The organism is Amycolatopsis kentuckyensis, assembly GCF_041679295.1.
GTDB classification, from domain to species: Bacteria; Actinomycetota; Actinomycetes; order Mycobacteriales; family Pseudonocardiaceae; genus Amycolatopsis; species Amycolatopsis kentuckyensis_A.
The window spans coordinates 386,831-404,424 of record NZ_JBGDMD010000009.1; the positions used below are offsets into that span (position 1 = coordinate 386,831).

The following is a 17,594-nucleotide window of genomic DNA, read 5'->3' on the forward strand; positions in this document are numbered from 1 at the left end:
CGTTGCCGTCTGGCGGTTGCGGGTGTCCGCGAGCGCGGACGATCCCGCGGTCGAAGTGGTGTGACGTTTCACGTCCATATGTCACACTGTATCGGTGAACGCGCTCATTGACCACCGCCTTCGACGGTCCTGGACCCCGGAAGCCGCCGACGCCGCCCGGCTGCCCGCGCGGGCGGCCAAGTGGCTTGAACAGCGTATCGGCCAGACGGCTCCTGGTGCTGCCCCGGCCGGGAATTTGCCGGTGGAAATACCGTCACCGAAACTGGACGGATCTGCTGCCGACGCGTTGTCGAAAGTGGTCGGGGCGGAGAACGTGCTGGTCGACGCCGCGGAGCGGCTGGCGCGCGCGACCGGACTGTCCTACCTCGACTTGCTGCGCCGCCGTTCGCCCGGCGCGGACTTCCCGGTGCCCGACGCGGTCGTGCTGCCCGCGGACCCCGACGAGGTGCAGGCGGTGCTCGACGTCTGCGTGACGCACGACGTCGGCGTCGTGCCCTTCGGCGGCGGCACCTCGGTCGTCGGCGGCGTCGCGGCGCTGCGCGGCGACAAGGCGTCGGTGATCGCGCTCGACCTCGTCCGGCTCGACGCGCTGGTGTCGGTCGACGCCGAGTCGCGCATCGCCGTCCTGCAGGCCGGCGTCCGCGGGCCCGAGGCCGAGCGCCTCCTCGGCGAGCGCGGCCTGACGCTCGGGCACACCCCGCAGTCGTTCGAGCGCGCCACGATCGGCGGTTTCGCGGCGACGCGCTCGGCCGGGCAGGCCTCGTCGGGCTACGGCCGGTTCGAAGACATGGTCACCGGCGTGCGGCTGGCGACACCGCGCGGCGAGTGGAAGCTCGGCGTCGCGCCCGCGTCGGCGGCCGGGCCGGACCTGCGCCAGCTCGCCATCGGCAGCGAAGGCACGCTCGGCGTGATCACGGAGGTGTCGCTGCGAGTTCGTCCGGCGCCGCCGGTCCGCCGCTACGAGGGCTACGCCCTGCCTGGCTGGGAAGCGGGCCGTGAGGCCGTCCGCGACCTCGCGCAGCACCACGCGCTCGCCGACGTCACGCGACTGTCCGATGTGGACGAGACCGAGGTTTCGCTGGCGCTGAACGCCGGCCTCAAGACGACGGCGCTGCGCCGGTACCTCGCCGCGCGCGGGGTGTCGCACCCGTGCTTCCTGATCGTCGGCTGGGAAGGTACCGCGCACGACGTGGCGCTGCGCCGCCGCGAGACGACGCGCCGGTTGAAGGCGGCGGGTGCGGTGCGCGTCGGCAAGGCACTCGGCGAGTCGTGGCGCCACGGCCGGTTCGCCGGACCCCGGCAGCGGGATGCGTTGCTGGATCAGGGGGTCTGCGTCGAGACGCTGGAGACCGCGGCGTACTGGTCCAATGTGGACGAATTGCGTGACGACGTCCGCGCGGCGCTGACGGCGTCCCTGGGTCGCGCGATCGTCATGTGCCACATTTCGCACGCGTACGAGACGGGCGCGTCGCTCTACTTCACGGTCCTGACGGCCCGGGACGAAACCGATCCGATCGGCCAGTGGCAGCGCGCGAAAGCGGCGGCGTGCGAAGCGATCACCGGCCTGGGCACGATTTCGCACCACCACGCCGTCGGTGTCGACCACGCACCGTACCTCCAGGCGGAGATCGGCTCGCTGGGGGTCGAGGTGCTGCGCGCGGCGAAGTCCACAGTGGACCCGTCCGGGATCCTCAACCCGGGCAAGCTGGTTCGATGATTTCGCAGGGGACGCCGTGGCCGGCCGCGGCGACGCCGTCGAGCTTCGCCGCTTCGGCCTGCGGGACGTCGGTGGTGCGCACCGGCTTGCCGTCGACGAGCAGCGGGTAGCGGATCGGCGCGGCGCCGACGTACGTGTGGACCTCGGCCGGCCGGGTGCCGTCTTCGAGCGTGATGTCGGGTTCGGTCAGCCGGGCCAGGTGGTAGCGCGTGCCGCGGCCCTCGCAGCGGTCGAGCACGGCCAGCTGGTCCGGCGTCACGAACCAGATGGCGTGCTCCTCGACGCCTTCGAGCGCGGTGAGGGTGGCCGGGCGCTGGTCGTCGACCACGCGGAAGCCGGCGGCCCACACGGCGGCGAGCCCGGCGCAGCGCGCGTGCGCGACGACGACCGGGCCGGCCAGGCCGAGCCGGCCGCGCAGCCAGGTGATCTTCGACGGGTTCGCGTTCGAGCCGTAGGCCAGCACGGCCATCCGGTCGCGCCAGCCGTCGGGCGCGGTTTCCAAGGGGTGCCCGATGCCGTCGACGTGCACGAACGAGTAGCCCGGCCGCGTCCCCGGGTAGGGCTCGGCCGGGTACTCGTCGTCGGTGAAGAGGGTCAGAAGGTCACCACGCTGCGCAGGACGTCACCGTGGTGCATGCGCTCGAAGGCCTGCTCGACGCCGTCGACGCCGATCCGCTCGGTGACGAACTTGTCGAGCGGCAGCCGGCCCTGCAGGTAGAGGTCGACGAGCATCGGGAAGTCCCGGCTGGGCAGGCAGTCGCCGTACCAGGAGGACTTGAGCGAGCCGCCGCGGGAGAAGAAGTCGATCAGCGGCAGGTCGTTCAGGCGCATCTCCGGCGTCGGGACGCCGACGAGCACGACGGTGCCGGCGAGGTCGCGGCCGTAGAAGGCCTGCCGCCAGGTCTCCGGGCGCCCGACGGCGTCGATGACGACGTCCGGGCCGAAGGAGTTGGTGGCGTCCTGCATGGCTTCGACGACCTGCTCCTCGGAGAGGCCCTTGCTGTTTACGGTGTGCGTCGCGCCGAAGTCCTTGGCCCAGCCGAGTTTCCGGTCGTCCGTGTCGATCGCGACGATGGTGGTGGCGCCGGCGAGCTGGGCGCCGGCGATGGCGGCGTCCCCGACCCCACCGCAGCCGATGACGGCGACCGAGTCACCCCGCGTGACGGCACCAGTGTTGATGGCGGCGCCGAGCCCGGCCATGACCCCGCACCCGAGCAGTCCGGCGACCGCGGGTTCGGCCTCGGGGTTCACCTTCGTGCACTGTCCGCTGTGGACGAGGGTCTTCTCGAGGAAGGCACCGATGCCGAGGGCGGGCGACAGCCTGGTGCCGTCTTGGAGGGTCATCGGCTGGGCGGCGTTGAAGGTCGAGAAGCAGTACCACGGCTTGCCGCGCTTGCAGGCCCGGCAGGTGCCGCAGACGGCGCGCCAGTTGAGGATGACGTAGTCGCCGGGTGCGAGATCGGTGACGCCCTCGCCGACGGCCTCGACGACACCGGCGGCCTCGTGGCCGAGCAGGAAGGGGAACTCGTCGTTGATCCCGCCTTCGCGGTAGTGCAGGTCGGTGTGGCAGACCCCGCAGGCCTGCACGTTCACGACGGCCTCACCGGGCCCGGGATCGGGCACGAGGACGGTCTCCAGCGAGACGGGCTCGCCCTTCGCCCGCGAAACGACCCCCTGCACCTCGTACGGCATGCGAATCCACCTTCCGGCTTTGCTGGCTCTGCCCGCAGCTAATCACGGATCATGCGGAGATGGCGACATCCGCATGAGTGAGTCTTGGTGATTCGTGCGCAACGGGTTGCGTCTTACGCAACTGGCTTCTCGTCACTGAAGCGCGGCGGGCGGCTCGGGCAGCTCCATCGACGCCAGCCGCGCCGGGTCGGCCACCGCTGCGATGCCCGTGATGCGGCCGCCGGCCACCGTGAACGCCACCACCGACATCGGCTTGCCGTCCGCGTGCCAAGCCACCACTCCCGGCAGTCCGCCCACCAGGACCTCCTGGCCGCCCGCCGCCGCGCCGATGCGCGCGCCCGCGGCCACGTTCGTCGCCCCCAGCACCACCACCACGCCGTCCGGGGTGTCGACCGTCAAGCGGACGTCCGGGTCCAGGACCCGCAGCAACTCCTCGAAGTCCCCGTCGCGGGCCGCCCTCAGGAACGCGTCCACCACCTCGCGTTGCGACCTTCCCGCGCCGGAAGGGCCCGACGGGGTCCGGACCTTCTTGCGCGCGCGGCTCGCCAGCATCTTCGTCGCGCCCGGGGATTTGCCCAGGATGCGGCCGATCTCCTCGAACGGCACCGCGAACAGGTCGTGCAGCACGAACGCCAGCCGCTCGCCCGGCGCCAAGGACTCCAGGACCACGAGCAGCGCCAAGCCGACCGAGTCCGCGAGCTCGGCGTCGTCGTCCGGCGAAGGGCTTTCGTCGACCGCCACCACGATCTCGTCGTACGGCGCCTCGGGACGCGACCGGCGGGAGCGCAGCACGTCCAGGCTGATCCGGCCGACCACCGTCGTCAGCCAGCCGTCGATGTTGTCGATCGTCGACGCGTCCTGGCGCGACAACCGCAACCACGCCTCCTGGACCACGTCTTCGGCGTCCGCGTGCGAACCCAGCACGCGGTGGGCCACCGCGCGCAGCCGGTCGCGCCGCGCCTCGAAGACCTCGGTCATCGTGTCGGGCATGTCGTTACCTTCCTCGGTTCCGCTCCGTCATGGGGATGACGGATCCGAACCACCACAGGTAACACCCAGGAGGAACGATGGAAGCACGGCTCAAGAGCACCAGCAGTCCCGAGGTCACCGGCGCGGTCCAGCAGCTGTTCAAGGCCGTGCACGCCGCCGGCGTCGACCCGCTGCTGCTCGAACTGGTCCACCTGCGGGCCAGCCAGATCAACAGCTGCGCGCCGTGCACCTACGCGGGGGTCCAGTCGGCGAAGCGGCAAGGCGAGACCGACGAGCGGCTGCACGCCGTCGTCACCTGGCGTGAGACGCCGTTCTTCACCGAGCCGGAGCGGGCCGCGCTGGAGCTGACCGAAGCGGCGACGCGGATCGAAGACGGCCAGCCGGGCGTGACCGACGAGATCTGGGCGGTCGCCGCCAAGCACTTCGACGAGAAGCAGCTGTCGGCGATCGTCCTGTACATCGCGCTCACCGGCTTCTTCAACCGGATCAACCGCGCGATCCGGGAGCAGGCGGGCAAGACCTGGTGAAGCCCGGCGGGGCGCCACCCGGCGCCCCGCCGATCCCGGTCAGGCCGGGGTGATGATGTACGCGATGCCGCCCGGGCCGCTCGCGACGGACCCGTCCGCGCGGTACCGCTTGGTCCGCTGCCAGATCTTCTCGAACTGGTCGCGCTGGTACACGTTGCGCACGCGGTCGTTGCTGCTCGACGCCGGGTCGTTCGCGATCACGTCGCCGTCCTTCGTGAAGCCGACGACCACCATGATGTGCCCGGCCGTCCCGTAGCCCGCGCCGTCCAGTTCCGACGCCAGGAACGACTGGGACGTGATCACCGGGATGCCTCGCGCGATGTAGTTCTCCAGCTCGTTCAGCGAGTGCAGCCGCGTGATGTGGCCGCGCAGGCCGCGCGAAGCCGCGTACGCGGTGTTGAACGGCCAGTTGCCCGTGCCGTCGTACGCGTGGTCGTATGTGTAGCGCGCCGCGAAGGCCACCGCCGGGTCGACGTAGTCCGCCGGGATCCAGGACAGCTCCGCCGCCGACGGCTTCTTGCCCCAGTACTCGGCCACCATCTCGGTCGACGTCGGGCTGCACCAGGCTTCGCCGCCCCCGCCGTACTGCGGGAACTGTCCCTTGTGGAGGTTCTGCGCGTACGCCGGCACCTTCAGCTCGATCCCGGTGGCGCGGCCCGGCTTCGTCGTCTGGACGTCGAAGCGGTCCGGCACCGCCGAGGTCATCGCGCCCAGCGACGTCACCGACGGCGTCGCGTGCGAGCCCTTTTCCCGGTACAGGTTGATCCGCAGCTGGTACGACTTCAGCGTCACGCCGGTCTTCATGACGAGCGTGTCGACGTCGACCAACGCGTTCGCGTCGTCCTGGCCGTCGACGCTGGTGCGCAGGATGTCGGCGTCGCCGCTGGCCCAGCGGCCCATCACGTACCACGCGGTTTCGACGCCCGCCGACGTCCGGCCGCGTGCCTCGACCTGCAGCCACGTCTTCGCCGGCGTCTGCGCGTTCCAGGACGCGACCAGCTGCGTCGCGCCGAAGCCTTCGCGGTACTCCGGCGACGTCCACTGGCCGTACTCGTACGTTCTCGTCGTGCCCAGTTCCGGTTCGGTGTGCTCCACCGTGCCGGCCGGGCGCGTGATGCGCAGGCCGTCGCGGGTCAGCGCGAGCCCGGCGAAGCCGCCCTCGTGGAAGCGCCCGCCGTTCCATTCGTGGTAGTCGATCGCCTCGTCGTCGTGGGGCCGGGCGGGCGCGGCCTCGGCGACTTGCGCGGTTACAGCTGTTAACACAACTACCGACAATAAGGTGAACAACTTGCGTACGCGCATCCCGGCTCCCTGATAGACCCACCCAGTAGCCAGGGATTTTCGCCGGTCCGGCCGGGTCTGTAAACAGGTACCTAGAGGACGGCCTGGGTCTGTGTCACTTTCGCGACCAACTTGCCGTCGTCGTCGTGGATCTCCGTCTCCACCACGACGAACTTGCGCCCGGCGTGCAGTGGTCTGGACGACGCAACGGCGTAGCCCGAACGCACCGCGCGCAGGAAGTTCGTCTTCGACTCGACGGTCGTCGTGCCCTGGCCGCCCTCGGGCAGGTTGAGGAACGCGCACACGGCACCGGTCGAGTCGGCCAGCGCCATGAGCGCGCCCCCGTGCAGCGCGCCGCCGAGCGTGCAGAGGCTCTCGTCCCACTTCAGCCGGCTGCGGACGAGCGCCGGGCCGTGTTCGAGCACCTCGACGCCGAGACGCTCGGAGAACGGCATGGAACGGTGGAAGAGCTGCGTGCCCTCGGGATCGGTCATGCCCCGCAGCCTGCCCGAAGACCGGCCGCCGGGCGATTACCTCCGGGGTAACGCGCTCAGCTCAGCGGGTTGACCAGCAGCAGTTCCGTGTTGTGGTCCGCGGGGTCGCCGACGCGGCCGAGGTCGGTGTGGATGTCGTTGTACGACAGCTCGCGGTACAGCGACGCAAGCGCTTGCGGCGTCCGGGAACCGTAGTCCACGGCGTACGGCGCTTCGGCCTCGATCAGCGTCGTGAACAGCGACAACGTGCCGTCGGCGTTGTCCGCGACCTCGACAATCCGCGCGTGCTGCGGGAAGTCGATGTGCGACGCCGTGTTGATCTCCCAGAAGCCCTGCTGCGGCGTGTTCCCCGCGTGCGGCGTGATCTTGTTGAGGTGCGTGTGTCCGTTGACCCACGCCAGCACGTTCGGGAACCGCTTGAGCAGCGCGACGAACGCGTCGCCGTTCAAGCGCGGGTCGAGCAGGTGGCGCGAGTCCGGCAGCAGGTTGGTCATCGTGCCGCTCGTGTGGTGGCTGAACAGCAGGAACAGCTCGTCGGTGACGGCGTGGGTGACCTTGCGGCCGAAGAAGTCGTAGTACGTCGAGCTGCCCCGCTTCAGCGTCGACTCGACCCAGTTGTACTGCGCGAGCCCGATCGAGCCGTCGGCGAACCCGGCGTCGGTCGTCGTGTCGAGGCTGATCCCGGTGATGCCCGGCGCGATCCGGAACGTGTAGTAGACGTTCTTGCCGTCGGCGTTGGCGCTGCCGAAGCCGTGCCCGGCCGGGCCGGGGCCGGTGTTGGCGCTGTCGAGGTGCGCGCGGACGAACTCGCCGGTGTCGAACGGGCGGCGCCGCGCGTCCGGTGTCACCTCGCGGATCGTGCCGCTGCCGCCGAACAGCTCGGCGATCGGCACGCTCGAACCGGGCTTCTTGATGGCGTCGGCGAGCTTCTTCGCGGTGCTCTCGTCCTTGCCGATGACCTTGTAGCGGCCGGTGTACCACGCGTCGATGCCCGGGATCTGCGCCGGCAGCGAGCCGACGATGCTGTCGTCGTGGTTGCCGAACGTGCAGAACCACGGGACGTCGAGGCCGGGTGCGGTGAACGTCTTCAGGCCCGCTTCGAGCAGGCCGGGCAGCTGCGGGAAGCCCTTGGCGGAGTAGTCGTCGCTGCCCGGCTTGCCGGGGTTCCAGAATTCGTGGTTGCCGGAGTTCTGGACGCCTTCGTAGGCGTTCGGGTCGCCGGAGTTCGGCGTGACGCTGCCGCCGTTGAGGACCTTGAGGAACCAGTCGAGCTCGATCAGCTCGTGGTTGTCGGTGTTGTCGCCGGTGGTGACCATGAGGTCGAACGGCCGTCCGGTGAACGGGCCCTGCCGGACGCTGTTGACGCGCTCGACGAGCGCACTGGTTGCGACGGTGCCGAGCGCCTCCTGCGGCCGGTGCGCGGAGCCGATGAACGGGTGCAGGTACTCGAAGCGCGCGGGGCTTTCGGTGTCGGTGATGTGCAGGTCGGTGAACTGCACGAACGCGCTGAGCGCGCGGCGCCGGTCGTCGCGCCCGGTTTTCGGGGTGGCGAGATCGCTGCGGACGACGAGCGGCCAGCCGGGGCCGCCCTGCAGCCGGGTGTAGGCCGGACCGGCGGTGACGGCGGTGGCGACCTGCTCGAGCGTGGTGCCCGACGTGGTGACCGCGCGCGTGCTGGTGAGCCGCAGCGCGCGGTCGAGGGCGTTCGCGGTGGGCGTGCACAGCAGCAGTCCGAGACCGGCGGCGCCCGCGGTCGTGACGGCGCGCCGGGTGAGTTCGGCCATGGTTGTTCGCTCCCCAGTCTTCTCGGTTGCCCAGCACCGTGCCGGACGTGGGTGGACGCGGGGTGAACGTGAAAAACATTCACCGTGACAGTTCAATCCACCCTGTCACAGGCTTCGGGGTGGGGTGTACCGCCGAAGGTCGTGGTCATTTCCGCCGCTGGGCGAGCCCGTCGAGGATGACTTCGGTGCCGAGCGCGAAGAGGTCGTCGGCGGTGAGCTTGGTGAACCCGAGGGCGCGCGCGTTCGGGTAGTCCTTCAGGCTCTCCTGGAAGGCTTTCGCGGCTTCCGGGTCCGGTTTCCGCGGCTGCTCGACCGACGCGAGGACGTGCGCGGTGAGCAGCCGGGCGATGCCCGCGGTGTCTTCGGGGGTGAAGCCGGCTTCCAGCAGGATCCGGGCGGTCCGGTCGATGTGGGCGAGCCGGTTCGGGCCGGGCGGGCGTTCGCGCAGCAGCGTCGCGGCGTCGCGGTGCTTCAGCACGATCGCGCGGAACTGGTGGAGGCCCTGTTCGAGCTGGTGGCGCCAGTCCTGCGTCTCGTCGATGTCGAACGCGTCTTCGCAGACGGCTTCGGCGAGCAGGTCGAGCAGCTGGGCCTTGTCCTTGACGTGCCAGTAGAGCGTCGGCGAGCTGACCCCGAGCCGCGCGGCCAGCCGCCGGGTGCTCAGTTCGGCCAGGCCGACCTCGTCGAGGAGGGCGAGAGCGGCGTCGGTGATCCGGCGGCGATCGAGCGGCACCCGGCGCACTCTATCAGTGATAGATTGGTCTCTATCACTGATAGAGGGGGACGTGATGCGCTGGTGGATTGCGGCGTGCTCGCTGGTCTTCGCGATCGGCACGGCACTGCAGAACTTCGTGGTGATCGACGCCGAACTGGTCGAGCGGGCGGCGTCGATCGCGGGAACGCCGGTGTCGGCCGGCTTCCTGACCGGACTGCGCCTGGTCGGCGACGTCTACCTGGTGGGCAACCTGCTGGGGTTGCTGGCCCTGACCGGGCGCGCGTGGGTGTACTGGCTCGTGCTGGTCGTGAACGCGACGCAGGCCGCGGGCGTGTTCGCGATCCCGCCGTCGGTGTGGCGGGCGACGTTCGACCTGTACGGCTGGGTGGGGCTGCTGCCGTCGGTCGTGACCGACGGCGGCGCGCTCGTGCTGACCGTGGTGCTGATCAGCAGGCGTACGTGCAGGCGGCGGTTCCGGCCGCGGCCATGATGCCGAAGAAGAACAGCATCACGATCACCGCCGGGATCACCGCGATGATGCCGCACACCAGACCCGCGATGCCCATGCCCTTGCCCGTGTAGCCCGGCCGGTCGGCCTGGATCATGCCGCCCCACGACAGGCCGATCGCCAGGAAGCCGAGGACCAGGTCGACGAACGGGACCCAGAACAGGACCAGGGCGACGATGCCGACCACCATGCCGGCCACGGCCATCCCGCTGGTGATCAACGGCTGGTACGCGGCGGCGTACATCGGTTGCGGTCCGTAGGCCGGGTACGGCTGGGTCACGTACGGCTGGACCGCGTACTGCGGCGCCGAAGGCGGGTACACCGGTTCGGCCGGCGCCGGGTACTGCTGATCCGGCTGGTAAGGGTCGTAATTGGTCACAGTGCACCCACTTCTGTCCGTCACCGGCGAAGTCGCCCGGACGGTGCTGCACGTTACTCAGCCTGTCAGACCCGACTCCGTCACCCCGCGGACCAGGTACCGCTGCAGGAACGCGAACAGCAGCACGATCGGCAGGATCGACACCGCCGCCGCGAGGAACAGCAGGTTCAGCTGCGGGTTCTGCGCCGTCAGCAAGCCGGACAGTGCCACCTGGACGGTCCACGAGTCCGGCGACTGGGCGATGATCAGCGGCCACAGGAAGGCGTTCCAGCTGCCGATCACCGTGATCACGGCGATCGCCGCGAAGAACCCCTTCGAGTTCGGGACCACGATCCGCCAGAACACGCCCCAGCGGCTGAGCCCGTCGACCCGGCCGGCCTCCTCCAGTTCGCGCGGGAAGTCCAGGAAGTACTGCCGGAAGAGGAACACGCTGAACGCGCTGAACAACCCCGGGATCACCAGCCCGCGGAAGTCCGACAGCCAGCCCAGCGACGACACCACCACGAAGCTCGGCACGAACGTCACCGACGTCGGGATCATCAGCGTCGCCAGCACCGCGTAGAACACGAACCGCGAGTGCCGGTACGGGATCCGGGCCAGGCCGTAGCCCGCCAACGAGCAGATCACCAGCAGGCCGAGGGTCTGCAGGGCCGCCACGATCGCCGAGTTCAGCAGGCTGCGCGCGAAGGGGACATCGTCGGAAGAGAACAGCTTCGAGAAGTTCTCCCAGTGCACTGTGGACGGGAAGAACGTCCACACGGGAGCGGTGATTTCCGCCCGCGACGCCAGGCCGTTGCGCACCAGCAGGTAGAACGGCAGCAGGAAGAGCACGGCCGCGACGACGAGCGCGGTCCAGCGCAGGACGGCCTTCACGATACCCGTCCGAAGCGGAACACCCGGCCCTGCAGCAACGTCACCAGCGCGATGATCAGCGCCAAGATCACCGCGCCCGCGCTGCCTCGGCCCAGGTCCTGGCCGCCCGAACCCAGCGACGTGTAGTACAGGTACACCAGCGGCGGCCGGGCGAACGGCGGGTAGCCGCGGGAGTCGCCCATGATGTTGTAGAACTCGTCGAACGCCTGGTAGGCGTTGATCAGGTTCAGCAGGAGCACCGCCACCGCCGTCGCGCGCAGCTGCGGGAGCGTGATGTGGCGGAACACCTGCCAGCCCGGCTTCGCGCCGTCGAGCCAGGCCGCTTCGTAGAGGTGCCGCGGGATCCGTTGCAGTGCCGCGATGAACAGGATCATGTAGAACCCGAGCTGCAGCCACAGCCGGGCCGTCACCAGGACGATCCAGTACAGCGGCGGGTCCACCGTCCCCGTCCAGGCGACCGGGTCGGCGCCGAAGAGCGAAAGCACCGTGTTCGCCAGTCCATATCGGACACCCGAGAACAACGACGTCTTCCAGATCAGCGACGCCACGACGTACGAGCACGCGAACGGCAGGAAGAACACCGACCGGAAGAACGCCCGCGCGAACCGCAGCTGGTGCACGCCGAGGGCGAGCGCCAGCGACAGCGCGAACGTCAGCGGCACGATGAACACCGCGAACACGCTGAACGTCCCCAGGCTCGACAGGAAGGGCTCGTCGGTCAGCATGTGCCCGTAGTTGTCGAGCCCGACGAACTCCGTCGGCGTCACCGTGTTGCGCGCGTCGAAAAAGGACAGATACGCGCTCCAGCCGATCGGCAGGTACGCGAAGATCGCCAGGCCCAGCAGGAACGGCCCGACGAAAAGCCAGAACGCGCGCGCGTCGCGCCGCTTCATCCGAACAAGCGCTTGAGTTCGGCCTTCGCGACCTCGACTGCCGTCTTGGTCTGCGCGACCGGGTCCGCACCTTCCTTGGCGATCTTCGCGACCGCGTCGGACAACGCGGTGTTCGACTGCTGTGTCCACACCGGACCGCCGACGAGGTGGCCGTTCTCCCGGACGAACCGGGCGGCGTCGGCGGCCGGCCCGGACGCGAGGCTGTTCGCCTGGCCCACCAGGCTCTGGCGCGCCGGGACGTGGAACCCGAACTTCGTCGCGAACTCCAGCTGGTCGTCGGTCTTGTCGATCCACAGCCACTTCACGAACGCCTTGGCCTCGGCGACGTGCGCGCTCTTGGCGTTGACCATCGCGCCGTACGCGCCGACCGGCACCGAGGGCGCGCCCGTGCCGTCGAGCCGCGGGAACGGCAGGACGCCGAAGTCGTCGTCGAACGCCTGCCGGATCTTCGGCACGTTCCACAGCCCGGTCCACTGCATCGCGGCGAGCCCGTCGACGAACGCGCCGGGGTCCGACCAGTCCGCCGGCGCGCCGAGCAGCAGGGACCCGTTGGCGTTCAACGTGTGCAGCTTCGCCAGCGCGGTCGCCGCGCGCGGGTCGTCGAAGCCGACTTCCCGGTTGCCGTTCTTCAGGTAGTCGAGGCCCGCCGACCACAGCAGCGGCCCGGTGAGGACGCCGACGCCGCCGTCGTTGCCGGCGAAGAAGCCCTTGACGCCGTCCTTCGTCAGCTTCGCGGCCGCGTCGATCAGCTCGTCGACCGTCTGCGGCGGCTGGACGCCCGCGGCCTGCAGCAGGCTCTTGCGGTAGAAGAGCACCTGCGTGTCGACGGCCTGCGGGATGCCGTAGACCTTGCCCTCGACGGTCTGCGCGGCGAGCACGGCCGGGCTGAAGTCGTTCCGGACCGGCGCGATGACGTCGTCGAGCGACACCACCTGGTTCTGCCGCACCCAGTCGATCTTGACCTGCGCCTCGAAGACGTCCGGGACGGCGCTGTTCTGCAGCGCCGTGACGATCTTCGAGTCGTAGTCGCCGGGGTTCCACTGGACGTTGACGCTCGCGCCCGGGTAGCTCGCCGCGTAGCGCTTGACGGCTTCCTGGACACCGTCCTCGCCGTACGCGTGGTACCACTGCTGGAGCGTGACCTTGGGCGCGTCGGACGGCGGCGGGCCCGCCGAGTACGCGGTCGACGGCGGCGCGGTGCCCTGCCGCCCGGTGTTGGACCCGCAGGCCGCCGCGAGCGCGCCGACTGCCGCGAGCGCGAGGAAACTCCGCCTGTTGTGCATCCCCAGAATCCCTCCGACGTGCTCCGAAGGCCACCATGAAGGACGTAGATTCCCCCATGGTGGCCGTCCCAAGCGTGCAGACTCGCCGGAGATTTACCCGTTAGAGCTGGGCGATGTCGAGCTTTCCCTCGGAGTAGGACGCGCGGATCCGCTTCTTGTCGAACTTGCCGACGCTCGTCTTGGGCACTTCGTCCACGAACGTCCAGTTCTCCGGCAGCTGCCACTTCGCGACCTTGTCGGACAGGAAGTCCCGCAGCTCTTCGGGCGTGGCGGTCTGGCCCTCCTTGAGCACGACGGCGACCAGCGGCCGCTCGTCCCACTTCTCGTCGGGGATGCCGACGACCGCGGCCTCGGCCACCGCCGGGTGGCCCATCACCTGGTTCTCCAGGTCGACCGAGGAGATCCACTCGCCGCCGGACTTGATGACGTCCTTGGCGCGGTCGGTCAGCGTCAGGTAGCCGTCGGCGCTGATCTTGCCGACGTCGCCGGTGCGCAGCCAGCCGTCGTGGAACTTGTCCGGGTCGACCTGCGAGCCGCCGTAGTAGGAGCCGGCGATCCACGGGCCCTGGACCTCGAGCTCGCCGACGGCCTCGTTGTCCCAGGGCAGCACCGCGCCGTCGTCGTCGATCAGCCGGGCCCGCACGGACGCGGGGAAGCGGCCCTGCGTGTAGCGGTACTTCCAGGCGTCCTCGCCGGTCGCGCCGGCCGGCGGGCGGGCGACGCTGCCCAGCGGCGACGTCTCGGTCATGCCCCAGGCGTGCAGGATCGACACCTTGTGCCGCTCCTCGAAGGCGTGCATCAGCGACGGCGGCACCGCGGACCCGCCGACGACGACCTCGCGCAGGTGGGAGATGTCCTGCGGGTTCGCCTCGAGGTGGGCGAGCAGGCCCTGCCAGACGGTCGGCACCGCGCCGGCGAACGTCGGCTTCTCGGCGGCCAGCAGCGCGGCGATCGGCGCCGGCTGGAGGAAGCGGTCCGGCATCAGCAGCGACGCGCCGACCATCAGCGCCGCGTACGGCAGGCCCCAGGCCATCGCGTGGAACATCGGCACGATGGCCAGCGCCTTGTCGCTCTGCGCGAGGTTCATGCTGTCGCTCATGCAGACCTGCATCGAGTGCAGCCAGATCGAGCGGTGTGAATAGGCGACACCCTTCGGGTCACCCGTCGTGCCCGAGGTGTAACACATCGCCGCGGCGGAGCGCTCGTCCACGTCCGGCCAGTCGAACGTGTCGGGCTGGTCGGCCAGCAGCGCGTCGTAGGCGTGCACCTGGATGCCGTCCGGGGCTTGCAGGGCGGCCGCGTCGCCGTTGGCCACGATGACGTGGCGGACGGTCTTGAACTCCGGCAGCTGCTTCGCCAGCAGCGGGACCAGCGTGCCGTCGACGATGACGACCTGGTCCTCGGCGTGGTTGGCGACGAAGGTCAGCTGCTCGGGGAAGAGCCGGATGTTCAGGGTGTGCAGCACGGCGCCCATCGCCGGGACGGCCAGGTAGGCGGCCATGTGCTCGGCGTTGTTCCACATGAACGTGCCGACACGCTGGTCGCCTGTCACGCCGAGGCTCCGGAGCGCGTTCGCGAGGCGGGCGGCGTTGCGGCCGAGGTCGCCGTAGGTCTCGCGACGGGCTTCTGAACCGGTCCAGGTGATGACTTCGCTCGCCGAGTGCACCGACGTGCCGTGGCGGAGCAGGTTCGCCAGCGACAGCTGGCCGTCCTGCATGGTGCTCAACATGGTCGCTCCCGGGGGTCGTTCGCCGGTGGACTGGGGTTGCGCCGACTCTAGTGCGGATCGGGTGAAGCGGGCATGGTCAACAACGGCTCCGTTCGGTCACGGTCGTAGCGCGATCGGGGGACGACCGGAGGATGATCAAGATCATCAATTTTTGCGCTTTTCCTTATAGGCGAGGAAATGCGCGCGGTAACGGAGGCTTCACTTCCGGGTGAGTCCGGCCACTCCGGCCGCTTCTTGGGAGCGTTTCCGCAGGCCGGAGCGGGTTGCCCGGTATCACCTCCGGGGGTAATAAGTGCGTGTCGGTTGCACGGCCACGAAGCCGGTGGCGTTTACTGGGGCCGTGGCAAGAGACGGCTGAGCAGCGCTTGCAGGAGCAAGCACTCACAAAAGCTGTCGGCCGCGAAAGCGGAGACCTGAGAGGAAAGGACACTACGTTGGCTCTGCCTACGTTGACTCCGGAGCAGCGCGCCGAGGCCCTGGCCAAGGCCGCCGAGGCTCGCAAGGCGCGTTCGGAGCTGCTCGCGTCGATCAAGTCCGGCAAGGAGAGCATCGAAAAGGTGCTCAAGCAGGCCAAGGAGAACAAGACCATCGGGAAGACGAAGGTCACCCAGCTGCTGAAGGCCGTCCCCGGCCTCGGCGCGGTGAAGGTCGCCGCCCTGCTCGAGCAGGCCGGCATCGACCCGGACCGGCGCGCCGCCGGCCTGGGCGAGCGCCAGCGCGAGGCGCTCATCGACGCGCTCAAGTAGCTCGTCGTCAGGAGCTCCCGCGAGGGGAGTGTCGCTCGTGACACTCCCCTCGCGGATCTCCCGAAGCCTGGGACGCTGGAGCCGTGAGTTCTCCTGACCCGGCGACCCCGGCACTCGACCTCGCCGCCCGCTACCAGCGAGGCGACTTTCTCTTCACGACGGCCCAGCGCGCACTCCTCGCGCAGGGCGTGCTCCGGACCGTCACGGACACGGACCCGCGGCAGCTCGCCGCGGCGGTTCCCGGCGTCCTGGCCTCGACCGGAGCCCCGCTGGCCGTCGGGGTGCTCCCGTTCGACACCGGGCCCGACACGAAGGTGCCGGGCCACTTGGTCGTGCCCCGGACCGTCCACCGCTCCGAAGGCGCGCCTTCGCTCGCGCGTGAGGTCCTGCCGGCGCCCGTGCGGGTGCGTGCAGTTCCGTCGCCTTCCCAGCACATGGCGTCCGTTCAGGCCGCGGTGCTCGCGCTGGGTGAGCGTGACCTGCGGAAAGCCGTCCTGGCCCGCGCGCTGGACCTCGAGTTCTCTTCGCCGGTGCCGGCCGAGCGCGTCGTGCGCAACCTGGCGGTCGGCAACCCCCGGCACTTCACGTACGCGGCCGAGCTGCCCGGCGGCCGCACGCTCGTCGGCGCGACGCCCGAGCTGCTGCTGCGCCGGACGGGACGCACGGTGTTCTCATCGCCGCACGCGGGCTCGATGCCGCGGTCGGCCGACCCGGCGACCGACCGCGCGAACGGCGAGGCGCTGCGGACGTCCCGCAAGGACCAGCTGGAGCACGCGGTGGTGATCGACTACCTGGTCGAGGCGCTGCGGCCGTTCTGCCGGACCCTCGAGGTCCCGGCCGAGCCAGAGCTGGTGACGACCCCGGCGATCTGGCACCTGCGCACCCCGATCACGGGCGAGCTGGCCGACCCGGACGTCACGGCCCTGGACCTGGCGGCGGCCCTGCACCCCACGCCGGCGATCTGCGGCACCCCGACCGACGGAGCGCGCGAGCTGGTCCAGGAGCTGGAGCCGTTCGACCGCGACTACTACGCGGGAGCGGTCGGCTGGGTCGACGCGGCCGGCGACGGCGAGTGGGCGGTGGCGATCCGCTGCGCGGAGATCGCGTCGACATCGATGAGGCTGTACGCGGGCGGCGGCATCGTGGCGGCGTCGGAGCCGCAGGTGGAGCTGGACGAGACGACGGCGAAGTTCCGGACACTGCTGGCGGCGATGGGCCTGGAGGACAGCGTCTAGGGGGCCCAGAGCTCCTCGGTCACCGACAGCTCGTCGGTGGTCAGGACGGCGATGGCCGCGCGGTAGCCGTCCGCGGCCTTCAGGTCCACCAACCGCGTGCGGGCCGGCTCCAACGCCGGGTCGCCCGACTCCACCAGTCTCGCCGGTTCGTCGAAGCGGGAGAACGTGATGCTCTTCAGCGGGATGCGCAGGCCCTTGCCGGTGGCCTTCATCACCGCTTCCTTGCGCGTCCAGTAGACGAAGAACGCGTTCGCCTTCGCCGCGTCCGTCAGGCCGGTCAGGTGGGCCGTCTCCGCCGGGCTCAGCGCGTACTCGATCAGGCCGTCGTCAGCGCGCCGGGTGGCCGTCTCGACGTCCAGGCCGACCGGGACCGACGGGGTCGCCGCGACGCCGATCAGGTCGCCCGAGTGGGAGATCGACAGCGTCAGGTCGGCGCCCGGGACGTGTGGCCTGCCGTGTTGCTTGCCGCAGTCTTCGCAGGTCGCGTCGAACTTGACCGAGTCCACCGGGAGCCCGAGCCACTCGGCCGCGACCGTCTTGGCCAGCACGCGGCCGGTGAGGAAGCGGCGCTTGTCGGCGTCCTGCCGGTACGCCTCGAAGCGGCCTTGCTCGACGTCGTCCAGCAGGCGCAGGAAACGCTCTTCGGCGGGCAGCGGGGACGACCAGCGGACCACGATCTCCATCACGCCCCCGATCCTCCCGGGCGCCGGAGCCGTTGTCACGAATTCGGGGAGAGGTCTGGGGTAAT

General features: G+C 70.1%; 18 protein-coding genes. 5 read left to right on the plus strand and 13 right to left on the minus strand.

Going from position 1 to position 17,594, the window contains the following annotated elements:
* Positions 1-94: 94 nt before the first annotated feature.
* Complete coding sequence (locus ACERZO_RS36105; protein ID WP_372670361.1) at positions 95-1,717, plus strand: FAD-binding oxidoreductase; 1,623 nt, start codon at positions 95-97, stop codon at positions 1,715-1,717.
* Here the strand turns inward: ACERZO_RS36105 and ACERZO_RS36110 are convergent.
* From ACERZO_RS36110 to ACERZO_RS36120, 3 genes are all read right to left on the minus strand, one after another.
* The gene (locus ACERZO_RS36110) at positions 1,692-2,246 is read right to left on the minus strand and encodes a gamma-glutamylcyclotransferase family protein (protein WP_372670362.1); all 555 of its coding nucleotides are present in this window, start codon (positions 2,244-2,246) and stop codon (positions 1,692-1,694) included. The two genes, ACERZO_RS36105 and ACERZO_RS36110, sit on opposite strands and share 26 nt — an antisense overlap.
* Positions 2,247-2,311: 65 nt before the next feature.
* A complete protein-coding gene (locus ACERZO_RS36115) occupies positions 2,312-3,409 on the minus strand; it encodes an S-(hydroxymethyl)mycothiol dehydrogenase (protein ID WP_372670363.1) in 1,098 nt (365 codons plus the stop codon).
* A gap of 132 nt (positions 3,410-3,541) precedes the next feature.
* Positions 3,542-4,399 (minus strand): sigma-70 family RNA polymerase sigma factor, encoded by an 858-nt coding sequence (locus ACERZO_RS36120; protein WP_372670365.1) that lies wholly within the window; start codon positions 4,397-4,399, stop codon positions 3,542-3,544.
* Between the two features lie 77 nt (positions 4,400-4,476).
* On the opposite strand from ACERZO_RS36120, the gene ACERZO_RS36125 reads away from it, so the two are divergent.
* Complete coding sequence (locus ACERZO_RS36125; protein ID WP_372670366.1) at positions 4,477-4,926, plus strand: carboxymuconolactone decarboxylase family protein; 450 nt, start codon at positions 4,477-4,479, stop codon at positions 4,924-4,926.
* 39 nt (positions 4,927-4,965) lie between these two features.
* On the opposite strand, the gene ACERZO_RS36130 is transcribed toward ACERZO_RS36125, so the two are convergent.
* The 4 genes from ACERZO_RS36130 to ACERZO_RS36145 all read right to left on the minus strand — a co-directional run bounded on the left by ACERZO_RS36130 (position 4,966) and on the right by ACERZO_RS36145 (position 9,218).
* Positions 4,966-6,228, minus strand: a complete 1,263-nt coding sequence (locus tag ACERZO_RS36130) for a peptidase C39 family protein (RefSeq protein ID WP_372670367.1) — start codon at positions 6,226-6,228, stop codon at positions 4,966-4,968.
* 71 nt (positions 6,229-6,299) lie between these two features.
* Positions 6,300-6,701: a PaaI family thioesterase gene (locus ACERZO_RS36135; protein WP_072476116.1), complete on the minus strand. Its 402-nt coding sequence runs from the start codon at positions 6,699-6,701 to the stop codon at positions 6,300-6,302.
* Between the two features lie 56 nt (positions 6,702-6,757).
* Complete coding sequence (locus ACERZO_RS36140; RefSeq protein ID WP_372670368.1) at positions 6,758-8,485, minus strand: TIGR03767 family metallophosphoesterase; 1,728 nt, start codon at positions 8,483-8,485, stop codon at positions 6,758-6,760.
* A 145-nt stretch (positions 8,486-8,630) separates the two neighbouring features.
* Positions 8,631-9,218 (minus strand): TetR/AcrR family transcriptional regulator C-terminal domain-containing protein, encoded by a 588-nt coding sequence (locus ACERZO_RS36145; protein WP_372670369.1) that lies wholly within the window; start codon positions 9,216-9,218, stop codon positions 8,631-8,633.
* Between the two features lie 55 nt (positions 9,219-9,273).
* Here ACERZO_RS36145 and ACERZO_RS36150 point away from each other — a divergent pair, with 55 nt between their 5' ends.
* Positions 9,274-9,690 carry a hypothetical protein gene (locus ACERZO_RS36150; protein ID WP_372670370.1) on the plus strand — a complete coding sequence of 139 codons (417 nt, stop codon included), beginning with the start codon at positions 9,274-9,276 and terminating at the stop codon, positions 9,688-9,690.
* Here ACERZO_RS36150 and ACERZO_RS36155 read toward each other — a convergent pair.
* The 5 genes from ACERZO_RS36155 to ACERZO_RS36175 all read right to left on the minus strand — a co-directional run bounded on the left by ACERZO_RS36155 (position 9,647) and on the right by ACERZO_RS36175 (position 14,865).
* A complete protein-coding gene (locus tag ACERZO_RS36155) occupies positions 9,647-10,087 on the minus strand; it encodes a DUF4190 domain-containing protein (protein ID WP_372670371.1) in 441 nt (146 codons plus the stop codon). The genes ACERZO_RS36150 and ACERZO_RS36155 overlap by 44 nt on opposite strands.
* A gap of 57 nt (positions 10,088-10,144) precedes the next feature.
* Positions 10,145-10,963 carry a carbohydrate ABC transporter permease gene (locus ACERZO_RS36160; RefSeq protein WP_372670421.1) on the minus strand — a complete coding sequence of 273 codons (819 nt, stop codon included), beginning with the start codon at positions 10,961-10,963 and terminating at the stop codon, positions 10,145-10,147.
* Positions 10,957-11,853, minus strand: coding sequence for a carbohydrate ABC transporter permease (locus tag ACERZO_RS36165; RefSeq protein WP_372670372.1), 897 nt, complete (start codon positions 11,851-11,853; stop codon positions 10,957-10,959). Before ACERZO_RS36165 ends, ACERZO_RS36160 begins: the two co-directional genes overlap by 7 nt.
* On the minus strand, positions 11,850-13,136 hold the full coding sequence (locus tag ACERZO_RS36170; protein ID WP_372670373.1) for an ABC transporter substrate-binding protein: 1,287 nt from the start codon (positions 13,134-13,136) through the stop codon (positions 11,850-11,852). Before ACERZO_RS36170 ends, ACERZO_RS36165 begins: the two co-directional genes overlap by 4 nt.
* A gap of 100 nt (positions 13,137-13,236) precedes the next feature.
* Positions 13,237-14,865, minus strand: coding sequence for a long-chain fatty acid--CoA ligase (locus tag ACERZO_RS36175; protein WP_372670374.1), 1,629 nt, complete (start codon positions 14,863-14,865; stop codon positions 13,237-13,239).
* 434 nt (positions 14,866-15,299) lie between these two features.
* On the opposite strand from ACERZO_RS36175, the gene mihF reads away from it, so the two are divergent.
* Positions 15,300-15,611, plus strand: a complete 312-nt coding sequence (gene mihF, locus ACERZO_RS36180) for an integration host factor, actinobacterial type (protein WP_051767699.1) — start codon at positions 15,300-15,302, stop codon at positions 15,609-15,611.
* 83 nt (positions 15,612-15,694) lie between these two features.
* Positions 15,695-16,846, plus strand: coding sequence for an isochorismate synthase (locus ACERZO_RS36185; RefSeq protein ID WP_372670375.1), 1,152 nt, complete (start codon positions 15,695-15,697; stop codon positions 16,844-16,846).
* On the opposite strand, the gene ACERZO_RS36190 is transcribed toward ACERZO_RS36185, so the two are convergent.
* Positions 16,843-17,529, minus strand: coding sequence for a 4'-phosphopantetheinyl transferase family protein (locus ACERZO_RS36190; RefSeq protein ID WP_372670422.1), 687 nt, complete (start codon positions 17,527-17,529; stop codon positions 16,843-16,845). The two genes, ACERZO_RS36185 and ACERZO_RS36190, sit on opposite strands and share 4 nt — an antisense overlap.
* Positions 17,530-17,594 lie beyond the last annotated feature (65 nt).

Bases quoted from the DNA above. Each gene is read 5' to 3' on its own strand.
- ACERZO_RS36115 (WP_372670363.1), bottom strand. From the start codon at position 3,409: ATGCCGTACGAGGTGCAGGGGGTCGTTTCGCGGGCGAAGGGCGAGCCC.
- ACERZO_RS36120 (WP_372670365.1), bottom strand. From the start codon at position 4,399: ATGCCCGACACGATGACCGAGGTCTTCGAGGCGCGGCGCGACCGGCTG.
- ACERZO_RS36125 (WP_372670366.1), top strand. From the start codon at position 4,477: ATGGAAGCACGGCTCAAGAGCACCAGCAGTCCCGAGGTCACCGGCGCG.
- ACERZO_RS36130 (WP_372670367.1), bottom strand. From the start codon at position 6,228: ATGCGCGTACGCAAGTTGTTCACCTTATTGTCGGTAGTTGTGTTAACA.
- ACERZO_RS36135 (WP_072476116.1), bottom strand. From the start codon at position 6,701: ATGACCGATCCCGAGGGCACGCAGCTCTTCCACCGTTCCATGCCGTTC.
- ACERZO_RS36140 (WP_372670368.1), bottom strand. From the start codon at position 8,485: ATGGCCGAACTCACCCGGCGCGCCGTCACGACCGCGGGCGCCGCCGGT.
- ACERZO_RS36150 (WP_372670370.1), top strand. From the start codon at position 9,274: ATGCGCTGGTGGATTGCGGCGTGCTCGCTGGTCTTCGCGATCGGCACG.
- ACERZO_RS36165 (WP_372670372.1), bottom strand. From the start codon at position 11,853: ATGAAGCGGCGCGACGCGCGCGCGTTCTGGCTTTTCGTCGGGCCGTTC.
- ACERZO_RS36170 (WP_372670373.1), bottom strand. From the start codon at position 13,136: ATGCACAACAGGCGGAGTTTCCTCGCGCTCGCGGCAGTCGGCGCGCTC.
- ACERZO_RS36175 (WP_372670374.1), bottom strand. From the start codon at position 14,865: ATGTTGAGCACCATGCAGGACGGCCAGCTGTCGCTGGCGAACCTGCTC.
- ACERZO_RS36190 (WP_372670422.1), bottom strand. From the start codon at position 17,529: ATGGAGATCGTGGTCCGCTGGTCGTCCCCGCTGCCCGCCGAAGAGCGT.